Below are 13,304 nucleotides of genomic sequence, written 5' to 3' on the forward strand. Positions count from 1 at the left end.
TCTGGCGGTGATCGGATTTCAATTTGCGCTGCTCTTTGGAGCGCCCTGGGGGCGGATCACGCAGGGTGGTCAGCATGAGGGCGCTTTGCCTCTGTCCGGGCGGATTGCGGCGGCGGTCTCTGTGGTGATTCTGCTGGGGATGGCGGTGGCCATCACTTCCGCTGCGGGCTGGCGGCCCCAATGGCCGATCTGGGACAAGCTGGGTGGCGTTGGGCGTGCAAGGGCTCGCCTGTCTGGCCAATTGGATCACACCATCTGTGCCGGAACGGCGGCTGTGGGGGCCGATCACCTCAGCGATGCTGGGGATGGCCGCAGTGATTGTGTGGGCGCAGTAAAACCCGCCAGATTTCATCTGTTGAGCATCAGAGCCGCCCCCAATCCCCCAAGTGCAACGGCGCTGAGACGATCCAGAGGCCGCTTTATGGCGCGGTAGCCGTCGCGCACCTTCTGACGGCTGAGACCAAAGGCCATGGCGGCATAGAAGCTCAGCTCAAAGAGAAAGTGGTTTGCAATGATGAGGGCGGTCTCTGATGTGCTGAGGTCTGGCGGGAAGATCGTGGCCAGAATGGCGGCGGCGAAGACCACGGTTTTGGGATTGAGCGCATTGATCATCACGCCCTGACCAAAGGCATGGGACGCGGGTTTGGCGACGGTCGCCAGCGGCGCGCCCGCGCCGCGCCACATGTGGTAGGCGACATAGAGGATGTAGAGGCCGCCGCAGGCGCGCACGGCGGTATAGGCCAATGGCATCCAGTTGAAGACAAGATCCAGCCCCAGCAGGGCGGCCGCGGTCCAAAGCGCGCCAACCAGCCCAAGCCCAAGGCCGGTGGCGATGCCTGCCCGGATGCCGGAGGATAGGGTGTTTTGCATGGCGACAAAGAAGGCCGGGCCGGGGCTGAGGATTGCGGTCAGCAGGGCGGCGTTGAAGAGGAGCAGATGTGAGAGGTCCATGGGCTTTGCTTTTGGTCTGAGTGCGCGGGGCGGTTTTATCGGAGAAGCTTCAGCGCGCCGGTGAGGGACTTCACAAGTTTTGTGGGGCCGCAGAGCCCGACGCCGCTGAGCGGTTCGGTGGCAAGGGCGCGCTGGGGGAACGCCGCCTCATAATCGGCAAAGGAATGCAGCTTGCGGGCAAATTCGGGGAAGGCCACCAGCGTGAGATCGGGGCGGTGGGCTTGCGCCTTCTGGATGATCTCAAGCATTTGGGCCGCACCGGCTTGAAGGATCGGAATGGGGCGGTCGGCGGAGTTCAGGATGGTCAAGCCATTGGCATCTGGCAGCGGGACGTTGCCGATGCCCGGGTGTGCCGCGCCGAGGCCTGCGGCAATGGTGGCAACCGTGTTGGCAAGGTGCCCGGTTGGCAGCTCGGGTGAGGTGATGATGGAAAGGCGCAGATCGCCGGTGCCATGCAGGGGGAGGGCTTTGGCTGGGAGCGGCGTGGTGTCGTTTGGCATGATGTCTTCCTGATGTTTTCTGGAAGAACAGCATCATTGAGACGGGTGATCTGCATCTGTTTGTGTTTAGGTTTGTGGGTTTTTAGGTAAGATCTACCTTCTGTAGGCGGTATCGGGTAGGAATTGCCAAAAGGAGTGACGGCATGGGACAGGGGCAGGATCCGCTTGATGCGGCGGACAAGCGGATATTGGCAGCGCTACAGGCCGAGGGGCGGTTGAGCAATGCGGATCTGGCGGAGGCGACGGGCATGTCCACATCGCCGTGCTGGCGGCGGACGCGGCGGCTTGAGGAGCAGGGCTACATCAAGGGGTACCGAGCCGATATTGACCGCAAGCAGATCGGGCTGGGCGTGCTGGTGTTTGTGACCATTCAGATCGACACCCATTCAGCGGAAGAAGCCAGTGCTTTTGAGAAGGCGGTGGCGGATTATCCGCAGATCGTGTCGTGCCATTCCATCGGCGGGAATGCGGATTTTCTGTTGCAGGTGGTCTGTCAGGATCTTGATGCCTATGCGGAATTCTCGATGACGCATCTGCGCCGGATGCCGGGGATCAAAGCGATGGAGAGCAGTTTTGCGCTCAAGGAGATCAAGCCGCACAGCGGCTGGCCGATGTTGTGATCTTTGCGCGCGCGGAGGCTCAGCTGCCCTCAGGTGGCACGGCGCGTTGATAAAGGTGCCATGTGGTGTGACCTAGGATCGGCAGGGTGACGATCAGGCCGAGAAAGGCTGGAAGCAGCGAGAGCAGCATGGTGGCAGAGATGATTGCCGCCCATGTGAGCATCACGAGCGGATTTTCCGTGACCGTGCGCACCGAGGTGAGCATGGCGGTGACAAAATTGGTCTCACGGTCCAGCAGCATGGGCATGGCCACCACGGTGACAGCAAAAAGCGCTGCAGAGAGGCCCGCGCCGACACAGGTGCCCACGGCCAGAAAGGTCCAGCCCTCCGGCGTGAAGAAGACCGTTGTCAGAAAGCCGTTGAGGTCTGAAAATGAAGCGTTTTTGAGGATGATCGCCAGCCACAGCCGCACCTGATAGACCCAGACCCAGAAGATAAAGAGGGTGACAAAGGCCATCCATCCCATCTCGCGTTTGCGCTGATGGGCCATGACGGTGAGGATGTCTGACCAGCCAAAGGGCTCGCCCTTTTGCCGACGGCGGGAGATCTCATAGAGGCCAGCGGCTGCGAAAGGCGCGACCAGCGGGAAGCCGACAATGGCGGGGATGATCATCCAGATCTGGTTGAGCCAGAGCAGGCACCAGACCATCAGCAGGCCAAAGACCACATAAAACAGCCCGAAGAAGCCGCTGAGCGCCGGGTGTGCGCAAAAATCGGCGTAGCCTGCTTTGAGCGCGGCGGTGATGTCGGCTGCGGTCACCTTGTTGACCTTGAGTACGCTCTGTGGACGCGGTGCCAGATTGCCCGGCGGGGTGGGGCCTGCGGTTTTGGACGTCATGACACACTCCTCCCAAAGCTTGCCTCTGTGCCGGGTGATCTGGGGACTGCTCCGGCAGTGGCGCGCGGATCCTCCCTGTCGCGCGCCTATGGGAAGAGTGTGCATGAGGGGGGCGTTTGGGGCAAGGGTTGGGGGTAAGAAGCAATGATCGGCCGCAACCTGAAGTGGTTGCGGGTTGTCTCCAATCGGGGGCGGGACGGTTGTGTCAAAGGGCTAAAAGTATCGCTCGCCATTTGGTTAGTTGCCCATCAGCAAGACCGCCGGATCATTGCTCTCGTAGAGAAATTGACGCAAGGTAATCTGGTGCAGCAGGGAGGTGCCACGATCAGAAGATTAACAACCATAGTCATTGCTGATCTGGCGGCCTATTCCCGGCTTATGGCTGTCGACGAAGAGGGGGTGGTTTCCCGTCTTCGCGCAATATGGTCTGAGGTTGTAAAACCGATGGTTCAGCAATCAGGTGGCCGGATCATTAAGACGATGGGCGATGGGTTTCTTGCTGAATTTCAATCCACCGTTGAAGCTGTGCGAACCGCGCTGGCGGTTCAGGACGCCATGGAAAACCGCGACACCGACCGGCCAGAGGACGAGAGGTTGCGGTTCCGCATCGGTATCCATGTCGGCGATGTGGTCGTTCTTGAGCGGGATATTTTCGGAGACGCCGTGAATGTTGCGGCAAGGCTTGAGGCTATGTCTCCTGTGGGCGGAATTTGTCTTTCGCGAGCGGCACGAGATCAGGTTGAAGGGCGTCTTCTGGTTGCGCTTAAGGCCATGGGGAACGTCTCTGTAAAAAACATCCCCAATCCGATTGAAGCTTGGATAACCGGACCGGCCATCTGCGATACCCGGCCAAGTCCGGCCCAAATACCTGCGGTTGTGGTTATGCCCTTTGAAGAAGTTGGTGGGGAAGACGAGTTCTTTGCTGACGGGGTTGTCGATGAAATCACTTCGGCCCTGTCCAGCGTGGGCGACATATCCGTGATCGCGCGGCAATCAGCGTTCAGCTTCAAGGGGCGGATGGTTGATATTCGCAAAGTGGGGCGCGAACTTGGCAGCCGCTATGTTGTCACTGGTGCTATTCGCCGCTCGGGCGTTCGGGTGCGCATTTCCGTACAGCTCAATTCGGCGATCACTGGCGCAAATCTATGGTCGCAGAGGTATGATGACGAGCTGAAGGATCTTTTTGAGCTTCAGGACAAGATTGCCTCTCATGTTGCCGGTGCAATTTCTCCCTCGATCCGGGCTTCGGAGATCGCTGCCGCGCGGGCTGTCGCACCAATGGAGCGCAAAGCATATGAGCTCTATATGAGCGCCTTTCCGCATTTTTGGGCGCATCGGCGCTCTGAGAATGAACGCTCAATTGAGCTTTTGACCTCGGCTATGTCGCTGGACCCAAGTGATTTTCGCGCTCAGGCGCTCCGTGCGTGGGCGTTTGCTCAGCAAGCGACTTATATGTGGAGTGAAACGCCTTTGGTGTCGCGCGAACGCGCGCTTGAGGATGCGGAGACAGCGGTGCTTTCGGCAGGCAGCCATGCGCCATCTCTGGTGGCCATTGCAGCGGCGCTGGGCATGACCGGGCTGGATCACGAGCGTGCCGGTGTTCTCTTGGAGCAAGCCTTGCTTCTCGACCCGAATTCCGCCTGGGGCTGGATGCGCAAAGGGTGGAACCATGTGTATCTGCAAGAGATCGACGAGGGTCTGGCCGCGTTTGATAAAGCCGAGGCCCTGAGCCCACGAGACCCATTTCTCTTTAACATTCAATTTGGAAGAGGCTACGCGAAGGGCGTGCTTGGCGACTATGATGAAGCCGTCAAATCGGTGAAATTAGGGCTCACCGCCGGGCCTGGGGTCACATGGGCCTATCGCGACCTCGCCAGCTTCTCCGCCGAAGCGGGGCGGCAGAAAGAGGCAGACGAAGCCGTGGAAAAGCTGATGCAAAGCTATCCGGGGCTGACGATAAAGCGTGTGATCGACAGCATGCCGCCCGCCACTCACGCGCGACATCAAGGATTTATCGAAGGTTTAAAGAAGGCGGGAGTTCCGGAAGGATGATCACATCATCCGGCGATCTAAGTGCGAACCAGAGCTTTTCCAAGCAACCGCACTCTCCCCCATCCCCCAAAACAAAAAAGGCGCTGCGGGGGCAGCGCCTTTCTCACCATAAGGTGGCAGCCTTAGAGCAGTGCCAGATCTACGGCGCTTTCGCGGCCGTCGCGGCCTGCGCGCAGCTCGTAGCTGACTTTCTGATTGTCAGCCAAACCGGTCAGCCCGGAACGCTCTACTGCAGAAATGTGCACGAACACATCTTTGCCGCCTTCGTCCGGTGCAATGAAGCCGAAGCCTTTGGTGGTGTTGAACCATTTGACGGTGCCTGTGGCCATCGTCGTCTCTCCTGATCTTATGCTGTCCACGGAATGCAACAGCGCGGCTTGGTCACATGATCGAATGACTGAGCCAGATAGCGGAGCAGAAGGTCGAAGATGAAAACTTAGCACGTCCATCTGAAGGGGGTATCGGCGTATTGCAAGGATTTTCGTGTAACAAGCCAATGAAAACAGGGTCTTTTTAGTGATATTTTGCCGCCTGTCGGCATCTTTGCGCTCAAAAGCAGGAAAATTTCCCTCATTGGTTGTAGGTCTGTATTTTGGGCGGCTGCGTAAAAAATGCACAAGCACTGGGGAGGTGTCGTCTAAATTTGACCGCTCGGTAAAAAATGATTGATTGATAAAAAAGCCTGTGCCAGCCTGATTGCGTAGCCAAATAGGTGTCTGGGGAGGTTTTATGTCCAACACACTGTTCAGCAACGGCATCCAAGCAGGGCGTTTGAACTCTGCGGAACTGGCCGAAAATTTCGGGGATTTGCACCCCCGGTTTGACGATCACGAGGCGCTTGTCGCGGCGGATCGCTGTTATTTCTGTCACGACGCGCCCTGCATGACAGCCTGTCCGACAGATATCGATATTCCACTGTTCATTCGCCAGATCGCCACCGGCACGCCGGAAGCGGCGGCCAAGACGATTTTGGATCAGAACATTCTGGGTGGCATGTGCGCCCGGGTGTGCCCGACCGAGACACTCTGTGAGCAGGTCTGTGTGCGCGAGACAGCGGAAGGCAATCCGGTAGAGATCGGCCGCCTTCAGCGTTACGCCACAGATGTGCTGGTGGATGCCGGTGTGCATCCGTTTGAGCGCGCAGCCTCCACCGGCAAGAAAGTGGCCGTGGTGGGCGCGGGGCCTGCGGGTCTGTCGGCGGCGCACCGTCTGGCGATGCATGGCCATGACGTGACCGTTTATGACGCGCGCAACAAAGCGGGCGGTCTGAACGAATTTGGCATCGCGGCCTATAAGTCTGTCGACAGCTTTGCGGAGCGCGAGGTGGACTGGCTGCTGAAAATCGGCGGCATCACCATTGAGACTGGCAAGAAGCTGGGCGAGGGGCTGTCGCTCGACGGTCTGAAGGCCGAATTTGACGCGGTGTTCCTTGGCATCGGTCTGGGCGGCGTGAACGCGCTGGGCGTGGATGGCGAAGACAAAGACGGCGTGGATGATGCGGTCGACTTCATCGCGGAGCTGCGTCAGGCCAAAGACCTTACCCAGATGGAAATCGGGCGTGATGTTGTGGTGATCGGCGGCGGTATGACGGCGGTGGATGCCGCTGTGCAAGCCAAGCTGCTGGGCGCGCTGAACGTGAGCCTTGTCTATCGCCGTGGCAAAGACCGGATGAACGCTTCGGAATTTGAGCAGGATCTGGCGGCCTCCAAAGGCGTGCGGATCATCACCAATGCCTCGCCCAAGGCGGTGATCGGCAATGGCGCGGTGCGCGAGATCGAGTTTGAGTACACCGACAATGATCTGAAGCCGACCGGCCAAAGCGTGCGTCTGGTGGCGGATCAGGTGTTCAAGGCGATTGGTCAGACACTGGAAGGCGACGGCCTGCCGGCGCTGGAGTGGGGCAAGATCAAGGTTGATGAAACCGGTCGGACCTCTGTTGAGGGCATCTGGGCCGGCGGCGACTGTGCCACGGGCGGCGATGACCTGACCGTGACCGCCGTAGCCGAGGGCCGCGATGCGGCCGAAGACATTCACGCTGCACTGTTGGCGTAAGGTAGGAGATAAGCGATATGGCCAATCTCGAAAGTGATTTTGTAGGGATCAAATCCCCCAACCCGTTCTGGCTCGCCTCTGCGCCGCCAACGGATAAGGAATACAACGTGCGCCGCGCCTTTGAAGCGGGCTGGGGTGGCGTTGTCTGGAAAACGCTGGGGGCGGAAGGCCCGCCGGTGGTGAACGTCAACGGCCCGCGCTATGGCGCGATCCACGGCGCGGATCGCCGTCTGTTGGGGCTTAACAACATCGAGCTGATCACCGACCGTCCGCTGGAGGTGAACCTTGAGGAAATGGCGCGGGTGAAGCGGGACTATCCAGATCACGCGCTGATCGCTTCGGTGATGGTGCCGTGCGAAGAAGATGAGTGGAAGCGAATCCTGCCGATGATCGCGGAAACTGGCTGTGACGGGTTTGAGCTGAACTTTGGCTGCCCGCACGGGATGGCCGAGCGTGGCATGGGCTCCGCTGTGGGACAGGTGCCGGACTATATCGAGATGGTGTCGCGCTGGTGTAAAGAGGCCACCGACCTGCCGGTGATTGTGAAGCTGACGCCCAACATCACCAATATTCTCTACCCCGCCGAAGCGGCGCTGCGCGGCGGGGCGGATGCGGTGAGCCTGATCAACACGATCAACTCCATCACTTCGGTGAACCTTGATGCGATGAGCCCGGAGCCGATGATTGACGGCAAAGGCACCCACGGCGGCTATTGCGGCCCGGCGGTGAAGCCGATTGCGCTCAACATGGTGGCCGAAATTGCGCGCAACCCAGAGACCGCGCGTCTGCCGATTTCCGGCATTGGCGGCGTGACCACATGGCGCGATGCGGCAGAGTTCATGGCGCTGGGCGCGGGCAACGTGCAGGTTTGTACAGCGGCGATGACCTATGGCTTTAAGATTGTGCAGGAGATGATCTCTGGCCTGTCCCAGTGGATGGATGAGAAGGGCTATACCTCCACCGCTGCTTTTGTCGGCATGGCGACACCCAATGTCACCGACTGGCAGTATCTGAACCTCAATCACGTGACCAAAGCGGTGATCAATCAGGACGATTGTATCAAATGCGGTCGCTGCTATGCGGCCTGTGAAGACACCAGCCACCAGGCGATTGAGATGTCTGAGGACCGTGTGTTCACCGTGAAGGATGATGAATGCGTGGCCTGTAACCTCTGCGTCAACGTGTGTCCGGTGGAGAACTGCATCACCATGCGCACGCTGGATGCGGGCGAGATGGATGAGCGCACAAACACGCCGGTTGCTGCGGAATATGGCAACTGGACCAGCCATCCGAACAACCCAACGGCGACGGCTGCTGAGTAAGGCGTCACGACCATATTAAAAAGAAGCGCCGCTGCAGGAGATGCAGCGGCGTTTTGCGTTTGGTGTGAAGGATTTGCGCGGGCGGCGCGCGGCCTCAGACCGAGAGAAGTTTGCGGAACATCTGGTCGAGGAAAGCGTCTGCGCCGTCGAGCACATTGGTTTCGCCTTCGGTCAGCACCCGCACCTGCGCGTCAAAATCGGCGTAGTGCTGCGTGGTGGCCCAGATCGAAAACAGCAGGTGGCGCGGCTCGACCTGAGCCAGACGGCCCTCTGCCACCCATTTGCGGATCAGGGCGGTTTTGCTGTCAAAGAGCGGTTTCAGGCCGGTTTGCAGATGCGGTGCCATACGCGGCGCGCCTTGCAGGATTTCATTGGCGAAGAGGCGGCTCTCACGCGGGAACTCGCGGCTCATTTCCAGCTTGCGGTGGACGTAGCTCATGATCTCTTCGAGCGGGTCACCTTCAGCGTCCATATCCTCAAGCGGGTCGAGCCAGGTTTCCATCAGCTGGTTGAGCAGGGTGACATGAATGTCCTCTTTGCCGCTGAAATAATAGAGAATATTGGGCTTTGACAGACCGGCCTCATCGGCAATCAGATCGAGCGTTGCGCCGCGATAGCCGTGGCTGGAGAACACTTCGAGCGCGGCATCGAGGATGCGTTTGCGATTGCGTTGCTGGATGCGGCTGGGTTTGCGCGTTTGGGCCTCAGGCATTCGTGATGTTCCATTGCTCTTTGCAAGTGAGGCTACTGGAGGGCGCAGGCGCGGTCCAGTAGGGCAAAGGTTTTGCTGTGCGATTGGTCAGGAAATGGTGCCGATACCGCGCAAAATGATGGCTTTTATGGTGTTTTTTGCCTCTTCCCATTGCGCGTCCGAGAGCGGCGCGCCGTGGTTGAGGGTTTCGATCTGATGGCCGAAGTCGGCATAATGCTGGGTTGTGGCCCAGAGCATATAGAGCAGCTGGCGCGGATCAATCGGCTGCATGCGCCCCTCGGCAATCCAGCGTTCAATCACCTTGATTCTGCCGTTGGTCCAGTCGGTGAGCGTGGTTTCCAGATAATCCTGAATAACTGGCGCGCCGTGCATCACTTCGCTGGCCCAGACCTTGGAGCCGTCCGGGTGGCGGCGGGAGATTTCCATCTTGGCATCAATATAGGCGCCAATGCCGTCTTCCGGCCCTTCGGCGTTGTCAAAGGAATCGGCCGCCTGAAGCCAGATTTCAAAGATGTTCTGAACCACCTGCCGATAGAGTAACTCCTTGGTAGGAAAGTAATAATGCAGGTTTGCCTTGGGCAGGCCGGCCACATCGGCAATCAGCTGCATGGTGGCGCCGCCAAAACCCGCCTCTGCAAAGACTTTTTCTGCTGCTGATAAAATCAGCGTTTCCGCCTCTTTGCGACGCAGTTTTTTGCTGTTGGTTGTACGTGTGGAGGTCATGAATGGGGCCTTGAGAAATTTCTTGACCGAATGGTCAGGCTGTGGTGCTCTGAAATTGACCATACGGTCAGGATGGCCGTGAAAGCAAGAGCCCCGCCAGTGAGGGACCGATCCGAAAGGGTCAGGAACCCGGGCCGAAAATAGGGAGTGAAATCATGAGTGCACCCGGTGAAAACCTGAAGGTGAATGGCGACCGTCTTTGGGACAGTCTGATGGAAATGGCCAAGATTGGCCCCGGTGTGGCCGGCGGCAACAACCGACAGACGCTGACCGATGAAGACGCCGAAGGGCGCGCGCTGTTCCAGACATGGTGTGAGGATGTGGGCTGCACCATGGGGCTGGATACCATGGGCAATATGTTTGCCACATATCCCGGCACGGACCCTGAGGCGCTGCCAGTCTATGTGGGCAGCCACCTTGATACCCAGCCCACGGGCGGCAAATATGACGGTGTGCTTGGGGTGCTGGGCGGTCTGGAGCTGCTGCGCACGATGAAGGACCTTGGCATCAAGACCAAACACCCGATTGTTGTGACCAACTGGACCAATGAGGAAGGCACGCGGTTTGCGCCGGCGATGCTGTCGTCGGGCGTGTTTGCGGGTGTTCACACGCAGGATTGGGCCTACGACCGCGAAGATGCGGAAGGCAAGAAATTCGGCGATGAGCTGGCGCGGATCGGCTGGCGTGGCGATGAGGAAGTGGGCGCGCGTAAGATGCACGCGATGTTTGAACTGCACATCGAGCAGGGGCCTATTCTGGAAGCCGAAGGCAAGGACATCGGGGTTGTCACCCATGGTCAGGGCCTGAGCTGGACGCAGGTGACCATCGAAGGCAAGGACGCGCACACCGGCTCCACCCCGATGCCGATGCGCAAGAACGCGGGCCTTGGCATGGCGCGGATCTTGGACAAGGTGGATGAGATCGCCTTTTCCCATGCGCCCCATGCGGTGGGCGCGGCGGGCCATATCGATGTCTACCCGAACTCGCGCAATGTGATCCCCGGCAAGGTGGTCTTTACCGTGGATTTCCGCAGCCCTGAGCTGTCGGTGATTGAGGACATGGAAGCCCGCCTGAAGGTGGAAGGTCAGAAAATCGCCGATGACATGGGGCTCACGATCTCCTTTGAGAAGGTGGGCGGCTTTGATCCGGTGAAGTTTGATGAGGGCTGCGTGACAGCTGTGCGCAATGCCGCGGAGCGTCTGGGCTATAGCCACACCAATATTATTTCCGGCGCAGGCCATGATGCCTGCTGGATCAATCAAGTGGCGCCAACAGCCATGGTGATGTGCCCCTGTGTGGATGGTCTGAGCCACAATGAGGCCGAAGAGATTTCCAAAGAATGGGCGGCAGCGGGCGCGGATGTGCTGTTGCATGCGGTGCTCGAGACCGCGGAGATCGTGGAATAAACACGGGATGCCGGGGCTCTGTCTCCGGCCACCGAATGTGTGCGGGGGCACTCTCCGCACAGTGATTTGAGTGGGGGCCAGCCCCTACGCACAGGATAGGTGGGGGCCAGTTCCCACACGCAGAATAGGTGGGGGCCAGCCCCCACACCCCCGGGATATTTCCCGCAAGAGGAAGCCGGGGGGGGAATTGAGCGCATCATGCGCGGGTTATTCAGGGAGTGAAGACATGGCGACGAAAGTCATTAAAAACGGCACCGTTGTGACGGCGGATCTGTCTTATGAGGCGGATGTTCTGATCGAGAACGGCGTGATCATCGAGATTGGCAAAGGCCTCAAGGGCGACGAAGAGCTGGATGCGACCGGCTGCTACGTGATGCCGGGCGGGATTGACCCACATGTGCATTTGGAAATGCCGTTTATGGGCACCTATTCCAGCGATGATTTTGAGAGCGGCACGCGCGCCGGTTTGGCAGGCGGCACCACGATGGTGGTGGATTTCTGTCTGCCAAATCAGGGCGAGAGCCTGCTGGATGCGATCAAGCGCTGGGACAACAAATCCACCCGCGCGAACTGTGACTACTCTTTCCACATGGCGGTGACCTGGTGGGGCGAGCAGGTCTTCAACGATATGAAGACCGTGATTGAGCAGCGCGGCATCAACACATTCAAGCATTTCCTCGCCTATAAGGGCGCGTTGATGGTGAATGACGATGAGCTCTTTGCCTCTTTCAACCGTCTTGCTGAGCTGGGCGGGATTGCCATGGTGCACGCCGAGAACGGCGATGTGGTGGCGGAGATGACCGCCAAGCTGCTGGCAGAGGGCAATGTGGGGCCGGAAGGCCATGCCTATTCGCGCCCGACACAAGTGGAAGGCGAAGCCACCAACCGCGCGATCATGATTGCCGATATGGCCGGTGTGCCGCTTTATGTGGTGCACACCTCCTGTGAAGAGGCCCATGAAGCGATCCGGCGGGCGCGGATGCAGGGCAAGCGCGTTTGGGGCGAGCCGCTCATTCAGCATCTGACACTGGATGAGAGCGAGTATTTCAACCCGGATTGGGATCACGCCGCACGCCGGGTGATGTCACCTCCGTTCCGCAACAAGCAGCATCAGGACAGCCTCTGGGCCGGTCTGCAATCGGGCAGCCTGAGTGTAGTGGCCACCGACCATTGCGCCTTCACCACCGAACAGAAGCGCTATGGCGTGGGCGACTTCTCCAAGATCCCGAACGGCACCGGCGGGCTTGAGGACCGGATGCCGATGCTCTGGACACATGGTGTGGAAACCGGCCGTCTGACGCCCAATGAGTTTGTCGCCGTGACCTCCACCAATATTGCGAAAATCCTGAACTGTTATCCCAAGAAGGGCGCGGTTCTGGTTGGGGCGGATGCGGACCTTGTGGTCTGGGATCCGGCCAAGACCAAGACGATTTCCGCAAGCAGCCAGCAGAGCGCGATTGATTACAACGTGTTTGAAGGGCAAGAGGTCAAAGGCCTGCCGCGCTTTACCCTGACACGGGGCCATGTGGCGGTGCATGACGGCGAGATCCGCACGCAGGAAGGCCATGGCAAGTTTGTGGAGCGTGAAGCCAACACCACGGTCAACAAGGCGCTGAGCACGTGGAAAGAGCTGAGCGCGCCGCGCCCGGTGGAGCGCAGCGGCATTCCGGCCACGGGTGTGTGATGCGCTTAGGCGGGCACCAGATCCTCAAGCTCGGGCAGGAGGCGCACGCTTTCCTGCTCGTGCGGGTCGGTGCGCGCGATGATGGCCACAGCCTCTACCGAGCCGGTGTTGATCGGCAGGTGGGGCACGCCCGCAGGGATATAGACCAGATCGCCCGGATCGGTTTCCATATAGTGTTCAAGCTTTTCGCCCCAGTACATCGCGGCAGAGCCTTCCATCACATAGATCGCCGTTTCATGGCTTTCATGCAGATGGGCTTTGGCGCGACCGCCGGGCGGGATGCGCAGGATGTGCATGCAGATGCCCTGAGCACCGGTGGTTTCGCGGGCGATGCCCTCAAAATAGCTGAACCCCTGTTTGCCGGCATAAGTGCCGCCTGGGCGCAGCTTTTGGCATTTGGTGGGCATGGAAGAAGATGTCATGGGGGCGTGCTCCCGAAAAAGG

General features: G+C 59.4%; 13 protein-coding genes and 1 pseudogene. 7 read left to right on the plus strand and 7 right to left on the minus strand.

Going from position 1 to position 13,304, the window contains the following annotated elements; translation table 11 throughout:
• Window positions 1-433, plus strand: a pseudogene (locus ACO07T_RS10410) (hypothetical protein); the annotation flags it as partial.
• On the opposite strand, the gene ACO07T_RS10415 reads toward ACO07T_RS10410, so the two are convergent.
• Entirely contained in the window at window positions 349-951 is a 603-nt protein-coding gene (locus ACO07T_RS10415; protein WP_422049349.1) for a LysE family translocator, read from the minus strand. The pseudogene ACO07T_RS10410 and the gene ACO07T_RS10415 overlap by 85 nt on opposite strands.
• Window positions 952-986: 35 nt before the next feature.
• On the minus strand, window positions 987-1,451 hold the full coding sequence (locus ACO07T_RS10420; RefSeq protein ID WP_422049350.1) for a DUF2000 domain-containing protein: 465 nt from the start codon (window positions 1,449-1,451) through the stop codon (window positions 987-989).
• A 143-nt stretch (window positions 1,452-1,594) separates the two neighbouring features.
• Here ACO07T_RS10420 and ACO07T_RS10425 point away from each other — a divergent pair, with 143 nt between their 5' ends.
• Window positions 1,595-2,071, plus strand: a complete 477-nt coding sequence (locus ACO07T_RS10425; RefSeq protein ID WP_209077904.1) for an Lrp/AsnC family transcriptional regulator — start codon at window positions 1,595-1,597, stop codon at window positions 2,069-2,071.
• Between the two features lie 19 nt (window positions 2,072-2,090).
• Here ACO07T_RS10425 and ACO07T_RS10430 read toward each other — a convergent pair whose 3' ends face one another.
• Window positions 2,091-2,909: a DUF2189 domain-containing protein gene (locus ACO07T_RS10430; protein ID WP_422049351.1), complete on the minus strand. Its 819-nt coding sequence runs from the start codon at window positions 2,907-2,909 to the stop codon at window positions 2,091-2,093.
• A gap of 144 nt (window positions 2,910-3,053) precedes the next feature.
• On the opposite strand from ACO07T_RS10430, the gene ACO07T_RS10435 reads away from it, so the two are divergent.
• A complete protein-coding gene (locus ACO07T_RS10435; RefSeq protein WP_422049352.1) occupies window positions 3,054-4,961 on the plus strand; it encodes an adenylate/guanylate cyclase domain-containing protein in 1,908 nt (635 codons plus the stop codon).
• Window positions 4,962-5,083: 122 nt separating this feature from the next.
• On the opposite strand, the gene ACO07T_RS10440 is transcribed toward ACO07T_RS10435, so the two are convergent.
• The gene (locus ACO07T_RS10440; RefSeq protein ID WP_209061130.1) at window positions 5,084-5,290 is read right to left on the minus strand and encodes a cold-shock protein; all 207 of its coding nucleotides are present in this window, start codon (window positions 5,288-5,290) and stop codon (window positions 5,084-5,086) included.
• A gap of 400 nt (window positions 5,291-5,690) precedes the next feature.
• Here ACO07T_RS10440 and ACO07T_RS10445 point away from each other — a divergent pair, with 400 nt between their 5' ends.
• Window positions 5,691-7,013, plus strand: a complete 1,323-nt coding sequence (locus ACO07T_RS10445) for an NAD(P)-dependent oxidoreductase (protein WP_422049353.1) — start codon at window positions 5,691-5,693, stop codon at window positions 7,011-7,013.
• A 17-nt stretch (window positions 7,014-7,030) separates the two neighbouring features.
• Window positions 7,031-8,335, plus strand: coding sequence for an NAD-dependent dihydropyrimidine dehydrogenase subunit PreA (gene preA / locus ACO07T_RS10450; RefSeq protein ID WP_422049354.1), 1,305 nt, complete (start codon window positions 7,031-7,033; stop codon window positions 8,333-8,335).
• 94 nt (window positions 8,336-8,429) lie between these two features.
• Here the strand turns inward: preA and ACO07T_RS10455 are convergent, their stop codons facing one another.
• Together ACO07T_RS10455 and ACO07T_RS10460 are read right to left on the minus strand one after the other, a co-directional pair.
• The gene (locus tag ACO07T_RS10455; protein ID WP_422049355.1) at window positions 8,430-9,047 is read right to left on the minus strand and encodes a TetR family transcriptional regulator C-terminal domain-containing protein; all 618 of its coding nucleotides are present in this window, start codon (window positions 9,045-9,047) and stop codon (window positions 8,430-8,432) included.
• Between the two features lie 87 nt (window positions 9,048-9,134).
• The gene (locus tag ACO07T_RS10460) at window positions 9,135-9,770 is read right to left on the minus strand and encodes a TetR/AcrR family transcriptional regulator (RefSeq protein ID WP_209061121.1); all 636 of its coding nucleotides are present in this window, start codon (window positions 9,768-9,770) and stop codon (window positions 9,135-9,137) included.
• Between the two features lie 155 nt (window positions 9,771-9,925).
• Between ACO07T_RS10460 and ACO07T_RS10465 the strand changes: the two genes are divergently transcribed.
• Both ACO07T_RS10465 and hydA read left to right on the plus strand, forming a co-directional pair.
• Window positions 9,926-11,176, plus strand: a complete 1,251-nt coding sequence (locus tag ACO07T_RS10465) for a Zn-dependent hydrolase (protein WP_422049356.1) — start codon at window positions 9,926-9,928, stop codon at window positions 11,174-11,176.
• A gap of 226 nt (window positions 11,177-11,402) precedes the next feature.
• Window positions 11,403-12,860: a dihydropyrimidinase gene (gene hydA / locus ACO07T_RS10470; RefSeq protein WP_422049357.1), complete on the plus strand. Its 1,458-nt coding sequence runs from the start codon at window positions 11,403-11,405 to the stop codon at window positions 12,858-12,860.
• Between the two features lie 5 nt (window positions 12,861-12,865).
• Here the strand turns inward: hydA and ACO07T_RS10475 are convergent, their stop codons facing one another.
• Window positions 12,866-13,282, minus strand: a complete 417-nt coding sequence (locus ACO07T_RS10475) for a cupin domain-containing protein (protein WP_422049358.1) — start codon at window positions 13,280-13,282, stop codon at window positions 12,866-12,868.
• Window positions 13,283-13,304: the final 22 nt, after the last annotated feature.

Origin of the sequence: Shimia sp. (assembly GCF_965227725.1) — a bacterium.
Classification (GTDB): domain Bacteria; phylum Pseudomonadota; class Alphaproteobacteria; order Rhodobacterales; family Rhodobacteraceae; genus Shimia.

Bases quoted from the DNA above. Each gene is read 5' to 3' on its own strand.
- ACO07T_RS10415 (WP_422049349.1), bottom strand. From the start codon at position 951: ATGGACCTCTCACATCTGCTCCTCTTCAACGCCGCCCTGCTGACCGCA.
- ACO07T_RS10420 (WP_422049350.1), bottom strand. From the start codon at position 1,451: ATGCCAAACGACACCACGCCGCTCCCAGCCAAAGCCCTCCCCCTGCAT.
- ACO07T_RS10425 (WP_209077904.1), top strand. From the start codon at position 1,595: ATGGGACAGGGGCAGGATCCGCTTGATGCGGCGGACAAGCGGATATTG.
- ACO07T_RS10430 (WP_422049351.1), bottom strand. From the start codon at position 2,909: ATGACGTCCAAAACCGCAGGCCCCACCCCGCCGGGCAATCTGGCACCG.
- ACO07T_RS10435 (WP_422049352.1), top strand. From the start codon at position 3,054: ATGATCGGCCGCAACCTGAAGTGGTTGCGGGTTGTCTCCAATCGGGGG.
- ACO07T_RS10440 (WP_209061130.1), bottom strand. From the start codon at position 5,290: ATGGCCACAGGCACCGTCAAATGGTTCAACACCACCAAAGGCTTCGGC.
- ACO07T_RS10445 (WP_422049353.1), top strand. From the start codon at position 5,691: ATGTCCAACACACTGTTCAGCAACGGCATCCAAGCAGGGCGTTTGAAC.
- preA (WP_422049354.1), top strand. From the start codon at position 7,031: ATGGCCAATCTCGAAAGTGATTTTGTAGGGATCAAATCCCCCAACCCG.
- ACO07T_RS10455 (WP_422049355.1), bottom strand. From the start codon at position 9,047: ATGCCTGAGGCCCAAACGCGCAAACCCAGCCGCATCCAGCAACGCAAT.
- ACO07T_RS10460 (WP_209061121.1), bottom strand. From the start codon at position 9,770: ATGACCTCCACACGTACAACCAACAGCAAAAAACTGCGTCGCAAAGAG.
- ACO07T_RS10465 (WP_422049356.1), top strand. From the start codon at position 9,926: ATGAGTGCACCCGGTGAAAACCTGAAGGTGAATGGCGACCGTCTTTGG.
- hydA (WP_422049357.1), top strand. From the start codon at position 11,403: ATGGCGACGAAAGTCATTAAAAACGGCACCGTTGTGACGGCGGATCTG.
- ACO07T_RS10475 (WP_422049358.1), bottom strand. From the start codon at position 13,282: ATGACATCTTCTTCCATGCCCACCAAATGCCAAAAGCTGCGCCCAGGC.